15 protein-coding genes and 1 tRNA gene are annotated in these 17,294 nt (G+C 70.4%); 8 read left to right on the forward strand and 8 right to left on the reverse strand.

Annotation, left to right across the window (positions count from 1 at the left end):
- Positions 1-202: 202 nt before the first annotated feature.
- The 7 genes from ACVJ1F_RS08310 to ACVJ1F_RS08340 all read left to right on the forward strand — a co-directional run bounded on the left by ACVJ1F_RS08310 (position 203) and on the right by ACVJ1F_RS08340 (position 8,699).
- Complete coding sequence (locus ACVJ1F_RS08310) at positions 203-1,702, forward strand: outer membrane protein assembly factor BamB family protein (RefSeq protein ID WP_456885588.1); 1,500 nt, start codon at positions 203-205, stop codon at positions 1,700-1,702.
- A complete protein-coding gene (locus ACVJ1F_RS08315; protein WP_456885589.1) occupies positions 1,699-3,144 on the forward strand; it encodes a hypothetical protein in 1,446 nt (481 codons plus the stop codon). Before ACVJ1F_RS08310 ends, ACVJ1F_RS08315 begins: the two co-directional genes overlap by 4 nt.
- Positions 3,145-3,196: 52 nt before the next feature.
- Positions 3,197-3,841 carry an alpha-ketoglutarate-dependent dioxygenase AlkB gene (locus ACVJ1F_RS08320; protein ID WP_456885590.1) on the forward strand — a complete coding sequence of 215 codons (645 nt, stop codon included), beginning with the start codon at positions 3,197-3,199 and terminating at the stop codon, positions 3,839-3,841.
- Positions 3,842-3,928: 87 nt separating this feature from the next.
- Positions 3,929-4,960: a LacI family DNA-binding transcriptional regulator gene (locus ACVJ1F_RS08325; protein ID WP_456885591.1), complete on the forward strand. Its 1,032-nt coding sequence runs from the start codon at positions 3,929-3,931 to the stop codon at positions 4,958-4,960.
- Between the two features lie 129 nt (positions 4,961-5,089).
- Positions 5,090-6,448 (forward strand): ABC transporter substrate-binding protein, encoded by a 1,359-nt coding sequence (locus ACVJ1F_RS08330; RefSeq protein ID WP_056046236.1) that lies wholly within the window; start codon positions 5,090-5,092, stop codon positions 6,446-6,448.
- A 131-nt stretch (positions 6,449-6,579) separates the two neighbouring features.
- Positions 6,580-7,719 (forward strand): carbohydrate ABC transporter permease, encoded by a 1,140-nt coding sequence (locus ACVJ1F_RS08335; RefSeq protein WP_456885592.1) that lies wholly within the window; start codon positions 6,580-6,582, stop codon positions 7,717-7,719.
- The gene (locus tag ACVJ1F_RS08340; RefSeq protein ID WP_043593968.1) at positions 7,716-8,699 is read left to right on the forward strand and encodes a carbohydrate ABC transporter permease; all 984 of its coding nucleotides are present in this window, start codon (positions 7,716-7,718) and stop codon (positions 8,697-8,699) included. Before ACVJ1F_RS08335 ends, ACVJ1F_RS08340 begins: the two co-directional genes overlap by 4 nt.
- Positions 8,700-8,901: 202 nt before the next feature.
- On the opposite strand, the gene ACVJ1F_RS08345 is transcribed toward ACVJ1F_RS08340, so the two are convergent.
- Positions 8,902-8,977: transfer RNA gene (locus ACVJ1F_RS08345), tRNA-Glu, on the reverse strand.
- A gap of 102 nt (positions 8,978-9,079) precedes the next feature.
- Here ACVJ1F_RS08345 and ACVJ1F_RS08350 point away from each other — a divergent pair.
- Positions 9,080-9,715, forward strand: a complete 636-nt coding sequence (locus tag ACVJ1F_RS08350; RefSeq protein WP_456885593.1) for an MBL fold metallo-hydrolase — start codon at positions 9,080-9,082, stop codon at positions 9,713-9,715.
- A gap of 86 nt (positions 9,716-9,801) precedes the next feature.
- Here the strand turns inward: ACVJ1F_RS08350 and serA are convergent, their stop codons facing one another.
- The 7 genes from serA to ACVJ1F_RS08385 all read right to left on the reverse strand — a co-directional run bounded on the left by serA (position 9,802) and on the right by ACVJ1F_RS08385 (position 17,197).
- Entirely contained in the window at positions 9,802-11,391 is a 1,590-nt protein-coding gene (gene serA / locus ACVJ1F_RS08355; protein WP_056046242.1) for a phosphoglycerate dehydrogenase, read from the reverse strand.
- A 160-nt stretch (positions 11,392-11,551) separates the two neighbouring features.
- The gene (locus tag ACVJ1F_RS08360) at positions 11,552-11,965 is read right to left on the reverse strand and encodes a hypothetical protein (RefSeq protein ID WP_456885594.1); all 414 of its coding nucleotides are present in this window, start codon (positions 11,963-11,965) and stop codon (positions 11,552-11,554) included.
- Positions 11,962-12,465 carry a hypothetical protein gene (locus ACVJ1F_RS08365; protein WP_456885595.1) on the reverse strand — a complete coding sequence of 168 codons (504 nt, stop codon included), beginning with the start codon at positions 12,463-12,465 and terminating at the stop codon, positions 11,962-11,964. Before ACVJ1F_RS08365 ends, ACVJ1F_RS08360 begins: the two co-directional genes overlap by 4 nt.
- Positions 12,462-13,601, reverse strand: coding sequence for a mannitol-1-phosphate 5-dehydrogenase (locus ACVJ1F_RS08370; protein WP_456885596.1), 1,140 nt, complete (start codon positions 13,599-13,601; stop codon positions 12,462-12,464). Before ACVJ1F_RS08370 ends, ACVJ1F_RS08365 begins: the two co-directional genes overlap by 4 nt.
- A gap of 102 nt (positions 13,602-13,703) precedes the next feature.
- A complete protein-coding gene (gene ilvC, locus ACVJ1F_RS08375; RefSeq protein ID WP_456885597.1) occupies positions 13,704-14,729 on the reverse strand; it encodes a ketol-acid reductoisomerase in 1,026 nt (341 codons plus the stop codon).
- A gap of 72 nt (positions 14,730-14,801) precedes the next feature.
- Positions 14,802-15,308 carry an acetolactate synthase small subunit gene (gene ilvN / locus ACVJ1F_RS08380; protein ID WP_456885598.1) on the reverse strand — a complete coding sequence of 169 codons (507 nt, stop codon included), beginning with the start codon at positions 15,306-15,308 and terminating at the stop codon, positions 14,802-14,804.
- Positions 15,305-17,197 (reverse strand): acetolactate synthase large subunit, encoded by a 1,893-nt coding sequence (locus tag ACVJ1F_RS08385; protein WP_082460282.1) that lies wholly within the window; start codon positions 17,195-17,197, stop codon positions 15,305-15,307. The genes ilvN and ACVJ1F_RS08385 overlap by 4 nt, the downstream gene beginning before the upstream one ends.
- Positions 17,198-17,294: the final 97 nt, after the last annotated feature.

Here is a 17,294-nt window from a genome sequence, read left to right on the forward strand (position 1 = left end):
CTGTATCGACGGAAAGATGATCCGTGGAGTCTACGCCAGTGCCTCCGGCACGTTTCTCGACGGTCGTGGGGTGAACCCCGCCCCGAGGACGGCCATTCCCGGCGCACCCGGGGGCTGCGGCGAGCGCGTGGGACGAGGGCTCCGAATAGCATGACGACACCCGTCGGGCGGACGACGGCTGCGCTCGACGAGGAGGCCGACCATGAGCCACCCCGAGCGCCCACGCGACCACCCCGGGGAGGCACGGGTCGTCGGTCGCTGGCACCGCGCCTCCCCGGGTCGTCGCGTCGCCGCCGTGCTCGGCGCCCTGGTGGTGGCGTCCACGCTCGTGGCCGCCGGGGCGGTCTCGGTGGCTCCGCACTACGGGGACGGCCGCCCGTGGACGGGGCTCGCGGTCGACGACCTCCGACGGTCGCCGGACGCGACCGGTTGGACGCTCGACCTGGCGGCGACGCTCGCGCCCGACGCCCCGCGGCGGTGCCTGAACTTCTGGACGTCCCCCGCGGTCGACGGACTCGTGGCGGTCGGCACCTCGGTCGACCTGGACTTCGGGGACGCCCTGGGGGCGCCGGCCTGCCGCTCGTACGCGTCCGAGGCGAGCACGAGCCTCGTCGGGCTGGTCGAGACGGCCACGGGCACGGTCCGCTGGGTGCACGACCTGGCCCGAGACGTCCCCGACACCGACGCCCTGAGCATCCCCGCGACGCAGGTCGTCCCCTCGGCCGGTCGCGTGCTCGTCCAGACGCAGACGACGGGGGCGACCGTGCTGGCCGCCCTCGACCTGCGCGACGGCTCGCTCGTCGAGTCGACCCGCGGCCGGCGCGACCTGCCGAGCGTGAGCGTCGACTCGCGGGGACCCCTGCAGTTGCGCACCTTCTCGGGCATCGCCGGGTCGGGCGATCGGTACCAACTCGTCGAGGCCTCGCGTCTGGCCGACCCGGTGTGGGAGGGCGGGGTCGACTCGGGCAGTTCTCCGGCGCTGCTGAACGACGGCGCCCTCGTGTCACGGGGCGGTGAGACCGTGTTCGTCGACGCCGCCACGGGCCGGGAACGTCCCTTCGCGGCCACACCGGACGAGATCGCCGTGCCGCCCGTCGGCTCGCCCGTGACGACCGGGGACGGGCGCCGCGTCGTCGCCTTCGGCATCGAGAGGACCAGGGCCGACGGCACCGTCGAGGCGCTCGACGAGGACGGGGAGGCCGTCTGGAGCCGACCCACCTCCGGGCGCCGCCTGGCCGTCACGCCGTCCTGCGTGGTCGTCGTCACCGACGGCGACACGGCCGCGGAATGCCTCGATCCCCGCGACGGCTCGGTCCGCTGGAGGACCGACCTCGGCGCCCCGTTCGCGGTCGAGGCCGTGCCGGGTCAGCGCGCGACCGACGTCTTCGTCGTCGTGCAGCGGTCGGGCGGGTCGCGCCTGCTCGCCCTCGACGGCGCCGACGGGCACACCCGCTTCAGCTCGTCCGTGGGGCTGCTCGACGACCTCGCGGCGGCGGGCCGGTCGGTGCTCTACCTACAGACGGAGGACGGTCGCTCGTCGGGGCGGGAGGTCGCGGCCCTCGACCTGGACGACGGTCGGCCGCTGTGGGCGACCTCGTCCTCGGGCACCGTGGTGTTCTGGGGCGGTCATCTCGTGCGCATCGACGACCAGGGGGTCGCCCGACGACTCGTGGACACCGCCCGCGTCGGGGCGACGTCGTGAGGGCGGGGCGTCGTCTCGCCGCGGCCTACGCCGCCGTGGTCCTGGCGACGCTGGCGACCACGGTGCTGGTCGCGCCGACGCAGCCCGAGTACGGGTCGGACCCGCCGTGGCAGGGCATCGCCGTCGACGACCTCCGGCAGGAACCCGGCACCACCGGGTGGCGCGTCGACCTCCGTGCCGCTCTCGCCCCCGGGGCCCCCGCCGAGTGCCTCCGCTACCGGGCGACGCCCGTCGCGCAGGGGCTCGCACTCGTGAGCGCGGCCGGGGCCTGGACCTACGGATTCGCCAACGACGGCGACTGCGCCACCCCGACCCAGGGGGTCGGCACGCGCATCGGAGCACTCGACGTCGACCGCGGCACCTTCCGCTGGGTGCACGACGTCGCCGACGACCTCGCCGGGCTCGGCCTGATGGGTCCGGCCCTCGTCTCGTCCGTGACGGCGGTGCACGAGGCGGGCCTCGTGCTCGTCCGGGCCTCGGTCGACGGCGAGCAGGTGCTGATGACGTTGTCCGTCGAGACCGGGCGACCCGTCGAGGTGGTCGAGACCGGTTCGGCGGGTGACGGGGACCAGTTCCAGACCGTGGGGGCCGTCGTGGTGACCGGTCGGCAGCAGGGCGTCGGCGGCGTCTACCGCTACGACCTGCGCGACGCCCGCGACCTCGACCACGTGACGTGGAGCGGACCCGCCTCGACCATGGGCGTCGCCCTCGCGCTGAGCGACCGGTTGGTCGTCGCGCGGGCCGACGGCTCGGTCCAGGTCGACCTCGCCACCGGTACCGAGCGCCCCTGGGCGGCACGGCTCGACCGCCTCATCGGCTACGTCGTCCACGACGACGTCGTCTACGCCCCCCGAGGAGGCGCGGCCACGGGACGAGGGGACGCCGGCTTCGTCGCGTTGACCGCCGACGGCGAGCGCCTCTGGAGCTCGGACCGGGACGTCCGGGGCGGCTACTCGGTGACGCGCTCCTGTCTCGCCGTCACCGACGTGCGCGCGCAGACGGTGACCTGCCTCGACCTCGCGACGGGAGACGTGCGGTGGACCGACCCGGCGTCGAGCTCGTCCGCCGTCGACGGCCTGCCCGGCCAGACCGACGACCGCGTCTTCGCGACGGCGACCGCCGCAGGCCCGGGGCCCGTGGTGGTCCGTGCGCTCGACGGCTCCAGCGGCTCGGCCGGCGCCCGCCTGTCGCTGCCCGACGGAGCCGTCCTCGCGGCGGCGGGCCGGACGGTCGGCTACGCCCTGGCCTACGGCACCTCGGGTGGGCGGTCGACCCTCGTCGCGTTCGACCTCTCGAGCGGGCGCGCCCTCTGGGAGCACGCCGCGGAGCTGCAGGTCTACGCCTGGGCGGGGCGGCTGGTGGACGTGGACGTCGAGGGGGTCGCGCGGGTGCTGGTCTCCCCCGAGCGCGTCGCGGTCCCGGCGGGCTCGTCCGGAGGGTGACGCCTCGGCCACCCGTTCGAACACGTGTTCGAATCGGGCGTAGGGTGTCGGCATGAGCCTCCCCTTCACCGCCTCGCTGCTCGACGGCCTGTCCGACGGCCCCGACCTCGCGCCGCTCGGCGCGCGCGTCGACCACCTCGACCTCGGCGAGGGCGCCTGGCTTGACGTCGTCCCGGGCTGGGCGTCGAACTCCGACGCCCTCTTCGAACGTCTCGTGACCGACGTGCCGTGGCGAGCCGACCGCCGCCAGATGTACGACCGCGTCGTCGAGGTGCCCCGGCTCGTGTCGTCCTACGACGTGGGCGACGCACTCCCGGACCCCGTGCTCGCCCAGGCTCGAGACGACCTCAACGCGTACTACGCGCTCGAGCGTGGCGCCCCCGTCGAGCAGCGCTTCGACCGGGCGGGGCTGTGTTTCTACCGGACGGGCGACGACAGCATCGCCTGGCACGGCGACCACGTGGGGCGCACGATCGACCGCGACACGATGGTGGGCATCCTCTCGCTCGGGGCACCGCGCACGCTCGCGGTGCGGTCCCGATCGACCGGCACGACCCGGCGGTTCCCGCTCGGCCACGGCGACCTCCTGGTGATGGGCGGCAGCTGCCAGCGGACCCACGAGCACGCCATCGCCAAGACCAAGAAGGCCGTCGGCCCGCGAATCAGCGTGCAGTTCCGACCGGTGTGGCCCACCTAGCCCGCCTCTGACGGACCGGCCGGCCGCGTGGACCACGGGGCCGTCGCTCGTATGCTGTGCACACGATCGACGACGAGGTGGACGAGTATGCCGGCAACCCGTGACGACGTGGCGCGTCTGGCAGGCGTCTCGTCGAGCACCGTGTCGTACGCCATCAGCGGGCGACGGACCATCTCCGTCGCCACCCGCCGCCGGGTCGAGGCGGCGATGGCCGAGCTGAACTACACCCCCAACGCGTTCGCCCGGGGTCTCGCCGGAGCACGGGGCGGCATCCTCGCCCTGCACTACCCCTATGGACGCCGCGGCGTCACGTCGTCCGAGTTCGAGTACGTGGCGGCGGCCACCGACCGGGCGAGAGAGCGCGGCTACCACCTGCTGCTGTGGTCGAACCCCATCGACGACGTCGAAGGACTCGGCAGCCTCGTCAGCGAAGGCCTCGTCGACGGCGTGATCCTCATGGAGCTCACCCCGCGCGACGACCGTGTCGCCGTGCTGTCGCGGTCGCGCCTGCCGTTCACGAACATCGGTCGCCCCGACGACGTCGAGGGACTCTGGTTCGTCGACGCCGACTACGACTCGCTGGCCCGACAGGCCGTCGACCACCTCGCCGACCTCGGCCACCGACGCGTGTTCTTCCTCGGTCAGAGCAGCCGGGCCCCCGAGCGCGGGTCGGGTCCGCTCGACCGCACGACGAGGGCGTTGCGCGGCCCGGCCGACGAGCGGGGCCTGTCGCTCGAGACGCACGCCGCCACCGACTCCGTCCCGGGCGGCCGCCGGGCCTTCGACGCGTTCGCCGCCTCGACGGCCCGCCCCACGGCCGTGCTGGCGTTCAACGAGATGGCCCTCGCCGGCTTCGTGCAGGCCGCGGCGGCGGCAGGCCGGTCCATCCCGGACGACCTCACGGTCGTCGCGCTGAGCATCGGCGACCTCGCCGCCGAGATGACCTCGCCGCCGCTCACGACCGTCAACCCTCCCGGAGCCGACATCGCCGCCGCCGCGGTCGACGACCTCGTCGACCGCATCGAGGGTCGACGCCACGACGCCCCCCACGTCCTCGTCGCCCCCCGTCTCGTCGTGCGGGGCACGTCGGCCGCCGCCCCGTCGGAGCGGACTCGGTAGCAGACGCGGTTGCGCGCCTCCTGCGAGTATGTGACACTCATCGTCGACGCGCGTCGACGACGACGTGCGGCGGACGATCACCCCGACAGCACGGGCCGTCCGTTCTTGCGACTCAATGAGGAGACACCAATGCGAGCATCCCTGCACCGCCGCTTCACGGGCCCCCTGGCCATCCTGGCGGCGTCGAGCTTCCTGTTGGCCGGATGCTCCGGCACGGCCGACCCCAACGACCCGAACGCCGGAGGCGCGGGTGCCGGTGACGTCGGAACCGCCGACGGCGTGGTCAACGTCTACGGCACGATCAACGGCGACGAGGCGACCCTGCTCGAGCAGTCGTGGGCCGACTGGGAGAAGGCCAACGACATCGAGATCAAGTACACGGGCGACAAGGAGTTCGAGAAGCAGATCGGCATCAAGGTGCAGGGTGGCGACACCCCCGATCTCGCGATCTTCCCCCAGCCCGGCCTGCTGGCCGACACGGTCGCCTCGGGCAAGGTGCAAGAGCTGCCCGCCGACGCCCTGGCCAACGTCAAGGAGGGCTGGTCCGAGGACTGGCAGAAGTACGGTCAGGTCGACGGCAAGCAGTACGGGGCCCCGTTGATGGCGAGCGTCAAGGGCTACGTCTGGTACTCCCCCGCCAAGTTCGAGGAGTGGGGCGTCGAGGTCCCCAAGACCTACGACGAACTCGTCGCCCTGTCCAAGACCATCCAGGAGAAGACCGGCGGCCCGTCGTGGTGCGCCGGCTTCAACTCGGGCGAGGCCAGCGGCTGGCCCGGCACCGACTGGGTCGAGGACCTCGTCCTGCGCGAGGCCGGACCCGACGCCTACGACTCGTGGGTCGCGGGAGACACCGAGTTCACCGACCCCGAGATCAAGGCCGCGTTCGACTCGGTCGGCGACATCCTGCTCGACCCGACCCTCGTCAACGCCGGCTACGGCGACGTGAAGTCGATCAACTCGACGGCCTTCGGAGACGTCGCGACCAACGTGGCGAACGGCAGCTGCGCCCTGACCCACCAGGCCTCGTTCTTCGAGGGCTTCCTGACGGCGGCGAACAACGCGAGCGGACAGCCGGCGACGGTCGCCGAGGACGGCGACGTCTGGGCCTTCCTCACCCCGCCCATGAAGGAAGGCGACCCCGCAGCCGTCACCGGCGGTGGCGAGTTCGTCGCGGCGTTCTCGAACGACGACGACACCGCCAAGGTGCAGGCCTACCTCGCCAGCGCCGACTGGGCGAACAGCCGCGTCTCGCTCGGCGGAGTCATCTCGGCCAACAAGGGACTCGACCCCGAGAACGCCGGCAGCGACCTGCTGAAGGGCGCCGTCGAGATCCTGCAGGGCACCGACACCACCTTCCGCTTCGACGGTTCCGACCTGATGCCCAAGTCGGTCGGCTCCGACAGCTTCTGGAAGGGCATGGTCGACTGGATCGACGGCACCGACACCGACACGGTGCTCGACGAGATCCAGGCCGGCTACACCTCGTAACACCCGCGCCACAGGGGCCACCGCACGTCGGTGGCCCCTGACCCCGCGCCCGCTCGCCGCCCCGCTCGCCGCTCCGAGCGGCGGCGGCGACGGGCCGCGTCCTGCTCGGACCCGAACGTGAAAGGACAGAGATGTCCAGTTTCTTCCAGTGGCTGGCGGGAATCCCGCCCCTGGCGCAGATCCCCTTGATCCTCATCGCCTTCACCGCCCTCGTGGCCGTGGTGCTCGTCTTCGTCGAGTTCGCCCCCCGCCGAGGCACGCAGTACACGATCATCCGACTGGCCGTCTGCGTGGTCGTCCCGGTCGTCGTGCTGCTGGCGTTCGGCCTCTACAACTCGGTCATCTGGGTCGCCGCCGTCGCGGCCGTCCTGGGAGGCGGACTGTTCCTGCTCGACTACCGCTCGAAACGCGGTGCCGGCTTCTCGCTGCAGCTGATCGCCTTCATGACCCCGGCCGTGTTCTTCCTCGTCATCGGCCTGATCTACCCGACCATCACGACCGCCGGCCAGGCCTTCATGAAGAACGACGGATCGGGCTTCGCCGGGCTCGACAACTTCGTCTGGGTGTTCACGAGCCCCGACGGCCTGACCGCCTTCGGCAACACCCTCGTCTGGGTGCTGCTCGCACCGATCACGGCGACCGCGATCGGCCTCGCCTACGCCGTCTTCATCGACAAGAGCCGGGGCGAGAAGTTCCTCAAGCTGCTCGTGTTCATGCCGATGGCCATCTCGTTCGTCGGCGCCTCGATCATCTTCAAGTTCTTCTACGACATCCGCCAGGGAGAACAGATCGGCCTGCTCAACGGCATCCTCGTCGCCTTCGGCGGCCAGCCCGTCGACTGGCTGGGGCTCGAACCGTGGAACACGCTGCTGCTCGTGATCGTGCTGATCTGGACCCAGGCCGGATTCGCCATGACCGTGTTGTCGGCAGCGATCAAGGGCGTCCCCGCCGAGCAACTCGAGGCGGCGTCGCTCGACGGCACCAACGGGTTCCAGGCGTTCCGGCACATCACCGTCCCCGGCATCCGAACGACCATCATCGTCGTGCTGACGACCATCTCGATCGCCTCGCTGAAGGTCTACGACATCGTCTCGGCCATGACCGGCGGACGCAACGACACGACGATCCTCGCGTTCGAGATGGTCCGGCAGTTCCAGCTCGGCAGCCGTACCGGCTACAGCTCGGCGCTGGCGGTCATCCTCTTCGTGCTCGTGCTGCCGATCGTCATCTACAACGCCCGCCAGATCCAGAAGCAGAGGGAGATCCGATGACTGCCACACCCACCCCCGTCGGGGTCGCCGTCGGCTCGGGCACCGAGAGACAGCTCAAGCGAGGAATCGCGAAGATCGAGACCTCGAGCGGCAAGCTGAAGAAGGGCACGACCAGCCGCGGCGCCACCATCGCCGCGTTGATCATCGCCGTGATCTGGACCCTGCCCACGGCCGGGCTGTTCATCTCGTCGTTCCGGCCCGCGAACGACATCAAGACCACCGGATGGTGGACCGTCTTCGCCAACCCGGGGTTCACGCTCGACAACTACGTGAACGCCCTCAACTCGGGCGACAGCCTCACGCTCGGGAAGGCGTTCCTGAACTCGCTGGTGATCACGTTGCCGGCGGCGCTGATCCCGATCACGATCGCCAGTCTCGCGGCGTACGCGTTCGCCTGGATCGACTTCAAGGGACGCAACACGATGTTCGTGCTGGTGTTCGCCCTGCAGATCGTCCCGATCCAGATGGCTCTCGTGCCACTGCTGCGCCTGTTCTCGGACGGTCTGCGCATCGGCGGTCTGTACATCCTGCCGGGGCTCGGGGTGAACGGTCTCGACGGCTCGTTCGCGAAGGTCTGGATCGCCCACACGATCTTCGCCCTGCCGCTGGCCATCTTCATGCTGCACAACTTCATCTCGGAGATCCCGGCCGAGGTGATCGAGGCCGCCCGCATGGACGGCGCCGGTCACGGGCAGGTGTTCTTCCGCATCGTGCTGCCGCTGTCGATGCCCGCGATCGCCTCGTTCGGCATCTTCCAGTTCTTGTGGGTCTGGAACGACCTCCTCGTGGCCACGGTCTTCACCTCGGGCCAGGGCTTGCCGATCACGAAGGCGCTGCAGGACCTCTCGGGGTCGTACGGCCAGTCGTGGGAGCTGCTCACGGCCGGGGCGTTCATCTCGATCATCGTGCCGCTCATCGTGTTCTTCGCCCTGCAGCGGTTCTTCGTCCGCGGCCTGCTGGCCGGCGCCACGAAGGGCTGACCCCGTCGCAGCACGAGAGACCGCCGGGCGATCGCCCGGCGGTCTCTCGTCATGTCGTCCGGTCTTGCGCCGGGCCGTGCCGTGTCGGACCGTGTCGGGTCGGACCGTGCCGGGTCAGACCATGCCGGGCCGTGCCGTGTCGGACCACGTACCGGAAACGAAAAAACCGCCAGGCGAGAGCCTGGCGGTTTCTTGTCGGTGCTGGTGACCCCAACGGGATTCGAACCCGTGTTACCGCCGTGAGAGGGCGACGTACTAGGCCGCTATACGATGGGGCCGTATTTGCAACTCGTCGAGTATGCCACACCGCGCGAGCCCGTCACAAATCGAGGCACCGGCGCGTCGAGATCGAGCCAGCTGACGCGCGTACAGTCGTTGTCATGCGCCTCACGAAGCTCGAACACGCCTGCCTGATCCTCGAGAAGGACGGGCGCAAGCTCGTCGTCGACCCCGGGTCGTTCACGGCTCCCCTCATCGACCTGCACGACGTCGACGCCGTCGTGGTCACCCACGAGCACGCCGACCACTGGACGCCCGACCAGCTGACCCACCTGCTCGCCACGAACCCCGGCGCGACGGTCTACGGCCCCGCGGGTGTGGCCACGGCCGCCGAGGGCTTCGACGTGCACGTGGTCGGCGACGGAGACACGGTCGAGGTCGGCCCCTTCACGCTGGCGTTCCACGGCTCGCGCCACGCGGTCATCCACGAGAGCATCCCGGTCGTCGACAACGTCGGCGTGCTCGTCGACGGATCGCTGTTCTACCCGGGTGACCAGTTCACGGTCCCGCCGGTGCCGGTCGACGTCCTCGCGACGCCCGTCGGGGCGCCCTGGCTCAAGGTGGCCGAGGTGATCGACTACGTCGCGGCGGTCGCGCCCCGACTGGCCTTCCCCACCCACGAGCAGACCCTCTCCGGCCCCGGGCTCGCCATGCACTTCGACCGCATGAAGGCGTCCGCGCAGTCGATCGGTGGCGACGCCGTGAAGCTCGAGGCGCACGAGTCGATCGGCCTCTAGCCCCACGCGAGGGGCACTCCCCCGACGACGAACCGCCCCCCTCCGGCGTGACCGGATGAGGGGCGGTTCGTCGTCGGCCGCCGTGGCTACAGCGTGACGTCGATCTCGCGCAGCGTCTTCGCGTCGATGGCCACGCGCACCTTCTCGACGAGTTCGTCGGGCGCGGGGCTGTCGATGGTCAGGACGCTCAGGGCCTGACCACCGGCGCTCTGCCGGGCGATCTGCATGCCCGCGATGTTGATGCCGGCGTCACCGAACTCGCGACCGTAGACCGCCACGATGCCGGGGCGATCGGTGTAGACCATCACGAGGTGGTGGGCCGCGAGGGGGACCTCGACGTCGTAGCCGTTGATCTCGACGATCTTCTCGACCTGCTTCGTGCCGGTCAGGGTGCCCGAGACCGAGATCTGCGAGCCGTCGCTGAGCGAGCCACGCAGCGTGATGACGTTGCGGTACTCGTCGCTGGTCGGGTCGGTGAGCAGACGCACGGTGATGCCGCGCTGCTCGGCCAGCAACGGGGCGTTCACGTAGCTCACCGACTCGCTGACGATGTTCGTGAAGATGCCCTTCAGAGCCGCCAGCTTCAACACGCTGACGTCGTACTCGACCAGGTCGCCGCGCACCTCGACGTCGACGCTCGTCAACGGGCTGTCGGCGAGGCCCGAGAACACCTGACCGATCTTCTCGACCAGGGGGATGCCGGGTCGCACGTAGGGGTCGATGACGCCGCCGGCCACGTTGACCGCGTCGGGGACGAGCTCGCCGCCGAGTGCGAGCCGCACCGAGCGGGCCACCGAGACGCCGGCCTTCTCCTGCGCCTCGTCCGTCGAGGCTCCCAGGTGCGGGGTGACCACGACGTTCTCGAGACCCAACAGCTTCTGGTCGACCGGGGGCTCCTTCACGAACACGTCGAGTCCGGCACCGGCGATCTCGCCGGTGGTCAGGGCCTCGTACAGGCCGTCCTCGTCGATGAGGCCTCCGCGGGCCACGTTGACGACGAAGGCCGACTTCTTCATCGCCTTCATCTGCTCGAGGCCGATCATGCCGGTCGTCTCGGGGGTCTTGGGCATGTGGATCGTCACGAAGTCGCTCGTGGCGAGCAGCTCGTCGAGCGACAACAGCGTGACCCCGAGCTGCTGGGCGCGGGCCGGCGTGACGTAGGGGTCGTAGGCGACGACGTTCACGCCGAAGGCCTGCAGGCGCGCGGTGATGAGGGCGCCGATGCGGCCGAGACCGACGATGCCGACCGTCTTCTCGTAGAGTTCGACGCCCGTGTACTTCGACCGCTTCCACTGCCCCTGGGCCAGGGCGGAGTGCGCTGCCGGGATGTGACGCGCGAGGCTGAGGATGTGACCGACCGTCAGCTCGGCGGCGGAGATGATGTTCGACGTCGGTGCGTTGACGACCATGACACCGGCCGTGGTGGCCGCCTTGATGTCGACGTTGTCGAGCCCGACGCCGGCGCGCGCGACGACCTTGAGCGACGGGGCGGCGGCGATGGCCTCGGCGTCGACCTGCGTCGCCGACCGCACGAGGATCGCGTCGGCATCGGCCAGGGCGGCCAGCAGTGCGGGGCGGTCGGTGCCGTCCACCGATCGCACGTCGAAGTCGGGCCCGAGGGCGTCGACGGTTGCGGGTGACAGTTCTTCTGCGATCAACACGACGGGCTTGGCCACGGGGCGGACGTCCTTCTCTGGGTGATGTTCGGTGAGGGGCCGCGACGCGCCGTGGGCGCGGCTGATGACGACTCTATCGACTCGCGCGGATCGTTACGTCCGCATGACGACGTCCCCGGCGGGCGGCGTCACGGACGCGGCCCGCGCCTCCTGGGCTCGCTCAGACGGTCGTGACGTAGGCCGTCAGGGTCAGCGACACGGCCGCCACGACACCCAGGGCCGCGAACAGCGCCAGCGTGAACTTCCACAGTTCACGACGGCGCCCCACCACGATCGCCGCGACGAAGGCCAGAGGCGGCACGACGACACCCACGATCAGCGGCACCCACGGGGGTGAGACCACCAGACCGTCGAGGCCGTTCTCACGGTAGAACTCGTTGTTCTGCGTGAAGACCTGCGGCACGAGCACGAGGTTCGAGACGGCCTCGAACAGGTCGAAGGCGAAGAAGACGGCGAAGACGATCGCGACGGCGAGGTAGAAGAAGAAGGAGGCGCGGCCCGGTTCGCTCGCGTCGCCGGCCGTCACCGAGACGGCGTCGTAGTCGTAGTCGTGCTCGTGGTCGCGGTCGCTCATGCGGAGCCTCCCGTCACAAGGGGCCAGGGGGCCACGAGGAGCGCACCGAGGGCCATCCATGCGAGGCGACGGCCCGTGCGATCGACGGGCACGAGGACGATGACCGCCACGAACCACGCGATCGGGGCCACCACGGCGAACAGTTCGCCGAGGTTCCACATGAGCGACGAGATCGCATCGGCGAACGGGTTGGTGAAGTCGCCCACGGCGACGATCCAGCCCGCGGCCCAGAGGAGGAACACGCCGCCGAGGACGCCGTGGACCACGAGCGACGACGAACTCATCACCGCGGGGCCGTCGTCGACGTCGTCCTCGTCTTCTGCGTCCGGGTCGTCGGACTCGTCGACGGGCTCATCGCCTGCACGGTCCGACCGCCGGGTACGACGCGGACCACCCGTCGGCGCAGGACCCTCGACGTGGCTGCTGTCGGCCTCGTCACCCCAGGTCAGGGCGTCGTCGGCGTCGCCGCCGGTCGGCACCCGCGGGTCGGCTGGCGTCATGCGGTGAGCTTGGACGAGACCGCCGCGAGCAACGCGGGGAACAGCGGGTGGTCGTCCTGGACGCCGGTCAGCGTGCGCGTCAGCTCGTCGGCGGCGAGGCCCGAGCTCAGCAGCGACTGCAGCTCGACGCTCTCGACGTCGTCGGGCACGGAGAAGTCGAGGGCGGCACGCACGGCGCGGACGAGTGCGTCGTAGGGCAGTCCACGCTCGGCGGCCTGGGCCGCCGGCCCGACGAACCGCTCGTGGCGGCTGAGCTTGCGGAGGGGGTTGCGGCCGACGCGTTCGGTCGTGTCGGGGAGGTGCGGGTTGGCGATGCGGACGAGGTTCTTCTCGATGTAGGACTGCTGCTCGTCGGCGTCGAGCTCGTGCTTGGCCACGAGCAGGCCCTTCGTCTCGGCGAGGACGCCGCGGACCTCGGCCATGACCTCGGCGTCGTCCAGGGCCTCACGGATGCTCGTGAGCCCCTTGCGGAACCCGTGGTAAGCGGCCGCGGCGTGGGCGGTGTTGACCGTGAAGAGCTTGCGCTCGATGAAGGGCTCGAGGTCGGCGACCCAGGTGACGCCCTCGATGTCGGGGCGGTGCTCGCCGAACGGCGTGCTCTCGACGACCCATTCGAAGAACGACTCGATGGTGACGTCGAGCGTGCCCCCGGCCTGCTCGGGCACGATCCGGTCGATGGCACAGTTCGCGAAGACGGCGTTCGTGGCCGGATCGTGCTCGCGCACCGCGGCCGCCAGCGAGTCGGTGGCGTTGATGGCGTTCTCGCACGCGATGACGGAGAGCGGCGCCCGATCAGCGGACCGCTGGGCCAGCCCCTTAGCGATGACCGGTGCGACGAACGGCAGGATGCGGGCACCGACCGCGGTGGTCACGACGTCGGCGGTCGCGATCTCGGCGACGAGGGCCGCCTCGTCGGTGCGGCTGTTGATGGCGCGATAACCGTCGACGACGGTCGTACGGCTGTCTTCACCGACCTCGTGCACCTCGAACGACGACTGCGACTGCAGCGCCCCGATCAGGTCGTCGTTCACGTCGGCGAAGACGACCTCGTAACCACTCGCGTGGAGGAACTGGGCGACGAAGCCCCGACCGATGTTGCCGGCGCCGAAGTGCACGGCCTTCTTGCTGTGAGCCATGCCATAGATCATGCCACGACGTCACCGCGTCGGCGGACGGCGAGAGGGCCCCGCACCGGGTGGTGCGGGGCCCTCTCGGGTGGTTCCGGTGCTGCGTCGAGGTCAGCGCGCAGCGCTGCCGTCGACGTAGTCGGAGTCCTGCTGCTTCCAGGCGAACAGGGCACGCAGCTCTTGGCCGGTGGCCTCGATCGGGTGCTCCTCGCCCTTCTTGCGGAGCTCCTTGAACTCGGGCGCGCCGGCGTCCTGGTCCTCGATGAAGCGCTTCGCGAAGGCGCCCGACTGGATGTCGGCGAGCACGGCCTTCATGTTGTCCTTGACGTCGGGGGTGATGACGCGGGGGCCCGAGACGTAGTCGCCGTACTCGGCCGTGTCGGAGACGCTCCAGCGCTGCTTGGCCAGGCCGCCCTCCCAGATCAGGTCGACGATCAGCTTGAGCTCGTGCAGCACCTCGAAGTAGGCGATCTGCGGCTGGTAGCCGGCCTCGGTCAGGGTCTCGAAGCCGTACTGGATCAGCTGCGAGGTCCCGCCGCAGAGCACGGCCTGCTCGCCGAAGAGGTCGGTCTCGGTCTCTTCGGTGAAGGTGGTCTTGATGCCGCCGGCACGCAGGCCGCCGATGCCCTTGGAGTACGACCAGGTGAGATCCCACGCGGCGCCGGATGCGTCCTTCTCGACGGCGACGATGACGGGCACGCCGCGGCCGGCCTCGAACTCGCGACGGACGGTGTGGCCGGGGCCCTTGGGGGCGACGAGGACCACGTCGACGCCCTCGGGCGCCTCGATGTAGCCGAAGCGGATGTTGAAGCCGTGGCCGAAGACGAGGGCCTTGCCGTCGGCGAGGTTCGGCGCGATGTCGTCGGCGTACACGTGACGCTGGACCTGGTCGGGCGCGAGGATCACGATGACGTCGCCCCAGGCCGAGGCCTCGGCGGGCGTCTGCACCGTGAAGCCGGCCTCCTCGGCCTTGGCGCGGCTCTTCGAGCCCTCTTTGAGGCCGACGACGACCTCGACGCCCGAGTCGCGGAGGTTCAGCGCGTGGGCGTGGCCCTGCGAGCCGTAGCCGATGACGGCGACCTTCTTGCCCTGGATGATCGACAGGTCGGCGTCGTTGTCGTAGACGATTTCAGTCACGGTGTGGTTCTCCTTGGGTGGTGACGGTGGGGTGTCGGGGCGAGGAGGCGCGGTGCGCGACCCCTCGCGGGTTCAGTTCTTGAAGACGCGGTCGGTGATCGACTTCGCGCCGCGGCCGATGGCCAACAGGCCCGACTGCGAGATCTCCTTGATGCCGTAGGGCTCGAGCACGCGGAGCAGCGCCGTCGTCTTGCCGGTGTCGCCCGTGACCTCGATGACGAGGGCGTCGGTCGACACGTCGACCACCGAGGCGCGGAAGAGGGTGACGGCCTCGAGCACCTGCGAGCGGGTCGTGTTGTCGACGCGCACCTTGATCAGCAGGTGCTCGCGCTGCACGGACTGCGCGTAGTCCAGCTCGACGATCTTGATCACGTTGATGAGCTTGTTCAGCTGCTTGGTGACCTGCTCGAGCGGCAGTTCTTCGACGTCGACGACGACCGTGATGCGGCTCAGCCCCTCGACCTCGCTCTTGCCGACGGCGAGGCTCTCGATGTTGAAGCCGCGCCGGGCGAAGAGGCCGGCGACACGGGTCAGCAGACCCGGCTTGTCTTCGACGAGCAGGGACAGGACGTGGCTCATGCGTGTTCTCCGGTCATGTCGCCGTCGCGGGTGGTGTCGGAGGCGCTCGTGCCCGGCGCCTCGTCGTCCCACTCGGGAGCGAGGGCGCGGGCGTGCTGGATCTCGGAGTTCGAGACCCCCTGCGGCACCATCGGCCAGACCATCGCGTCGCGGCTGACGACGAAGTCGATGACGACCGGGCGGTCGTTGGTCGCGAGGGCGAGCTCGATGGCCGCGTCGACCTCGTCCTCGGTGCGGACCCGGATGCCCAGGGCGCCGTAGGCGTCGGCGAGCTTGACGAAGTCCGGCACCATGCGCGTCTCGTGACCCGTGTTGAGGTCGGTGAACGAGTGGCGCCCCTCGTAGAAGAGCGTCTGCCACTGCCGCACCATGCCGAGCGACGAGTTGTTGATGATCGCGACCTTGATCGGGATGTCGTTGATGACGCAGGTGGCCAACTCCTGGTTGGTCATCTGGAAGCAGCCGTCGCCGTCGATCGCCCACACCACGCGGTCGGGCTGGGCGACCTTGGCCCCCATGGCGGCCGGGACCGAATAGCCCATCGTGCCCGCGCCTCCGGAGTTGAGCCAGGCGTGCGGGCGCTCGTACTCGATGAACTGGGCCGCCCACATCTGGTGCTGGCCGACGCCGGAGGCGTAGATCGCCTCGGGGCCGGAGAGCTGCCCGATGCGCTGGATGATCGCCTGGGGTGACAGCAGGCCGTCGTCGGGCTGGGTGTAGCCGAGCGGGAACTGTTCGCGAAGACCCTCGAGGTGCTCCCACCAGGCCGCGATGTCGGGCTTGACCCCACCCGTGACCTCGGCGAACGCGCTCGTGAGGTCGGGGATGACGACCTTGGCGTCACCCACGATGGGCACGTCGGCGATGCGGATCTTCGAGATCTCGGCGGGGTCGATGTCGACGTGGACGACCTTGGCACCGGGCGCGAAGAGCTCGGCCTTGCCGGTCACCCGGTCGTCGAAGCGCGCGCCGAGGGCGATGATGAGGTCGCTCTCCTGGAGTCCCAGCACGGCCGGCACCGTGCCGTGCATGCCGGGCATCCCGAGGTGTTGCGGGTGGGTGTCGGGGAACGCACCGCGGGCCATCAGGGTGGTGACGACGGGAGCCCCGGTGAGCTCGACGAGGGCCTTGAGCTCGGCCGACGCCCCGGCGCGGATCACGCCGCCGCCGACGTAGAAGACGGGTTGCTTGGCGTCGGCGATCATCTGGGCCGCGGCGGTGATCTGCTTGCCGTGCGCCCTCGTCACCGGTCGGTAGCCCGGCAGGTCGACGACGGGCGGCCAGATGAAGGGTGCGCTGTTCTGCTGCGCGTCCTTCGTGATGTCGACGAGCACCGGGCCGGGACGCCCCGTGCTCGCGATCTGGTACGCGGCGGCGAGCGTCGCCGGGATGTCCTCGGGCTTGGTCACCAGGAACGAGTGCTTCGTGATCGGCATCGTGATGCCGACGATGTCGGCCTCCTGGAAGGCGTCGGTGCCCATGAGGGTCGAGAAGACCTGCCCGGTGATGGCCAGCAGCGGCATGCTGTCCATGTAGGCGTCCGCGATCGCCGTGACGAGGTTCGTCGCGCCGGGGCCGGACGTCGCGATCGCGACGCCGACGCGACCGGATGCGGCGGCGTAGCCCTCGGCGGCGTGCCCGGCGCCCTGCTCGTGGCGGACCAGGATGTGTCGGATCGCCGTCGAGGCCATCAACTCGTCGTAGAACGGGATGATGGCTCCGCCGGGCAACCCGAAGACGTCGGTCACGCCCAGGTGCTCGAGCGACTTGAGGATGGCGCCCGACCCGGTCAGCACGGGAGGCGCGGTCGGCGCCCCGACGGACGCGCCGGCGCTCGGCCGGGCCGTCCGCGTCGCGGTGCCGGGCGTGGGGGTGGACTCTGCAGGCATCAGTGCCGGTTCCCTGTTCGTGGTCGGTGATCGATGGTGACGGTGCGGGACGCGGCCGTGCACGGGGTGCGACGTCGCGACGGCTCGGCCGGCGGTG

It is taken from the genome of Frigoribacterium sp. 2355, assembly GCF_054060695.1.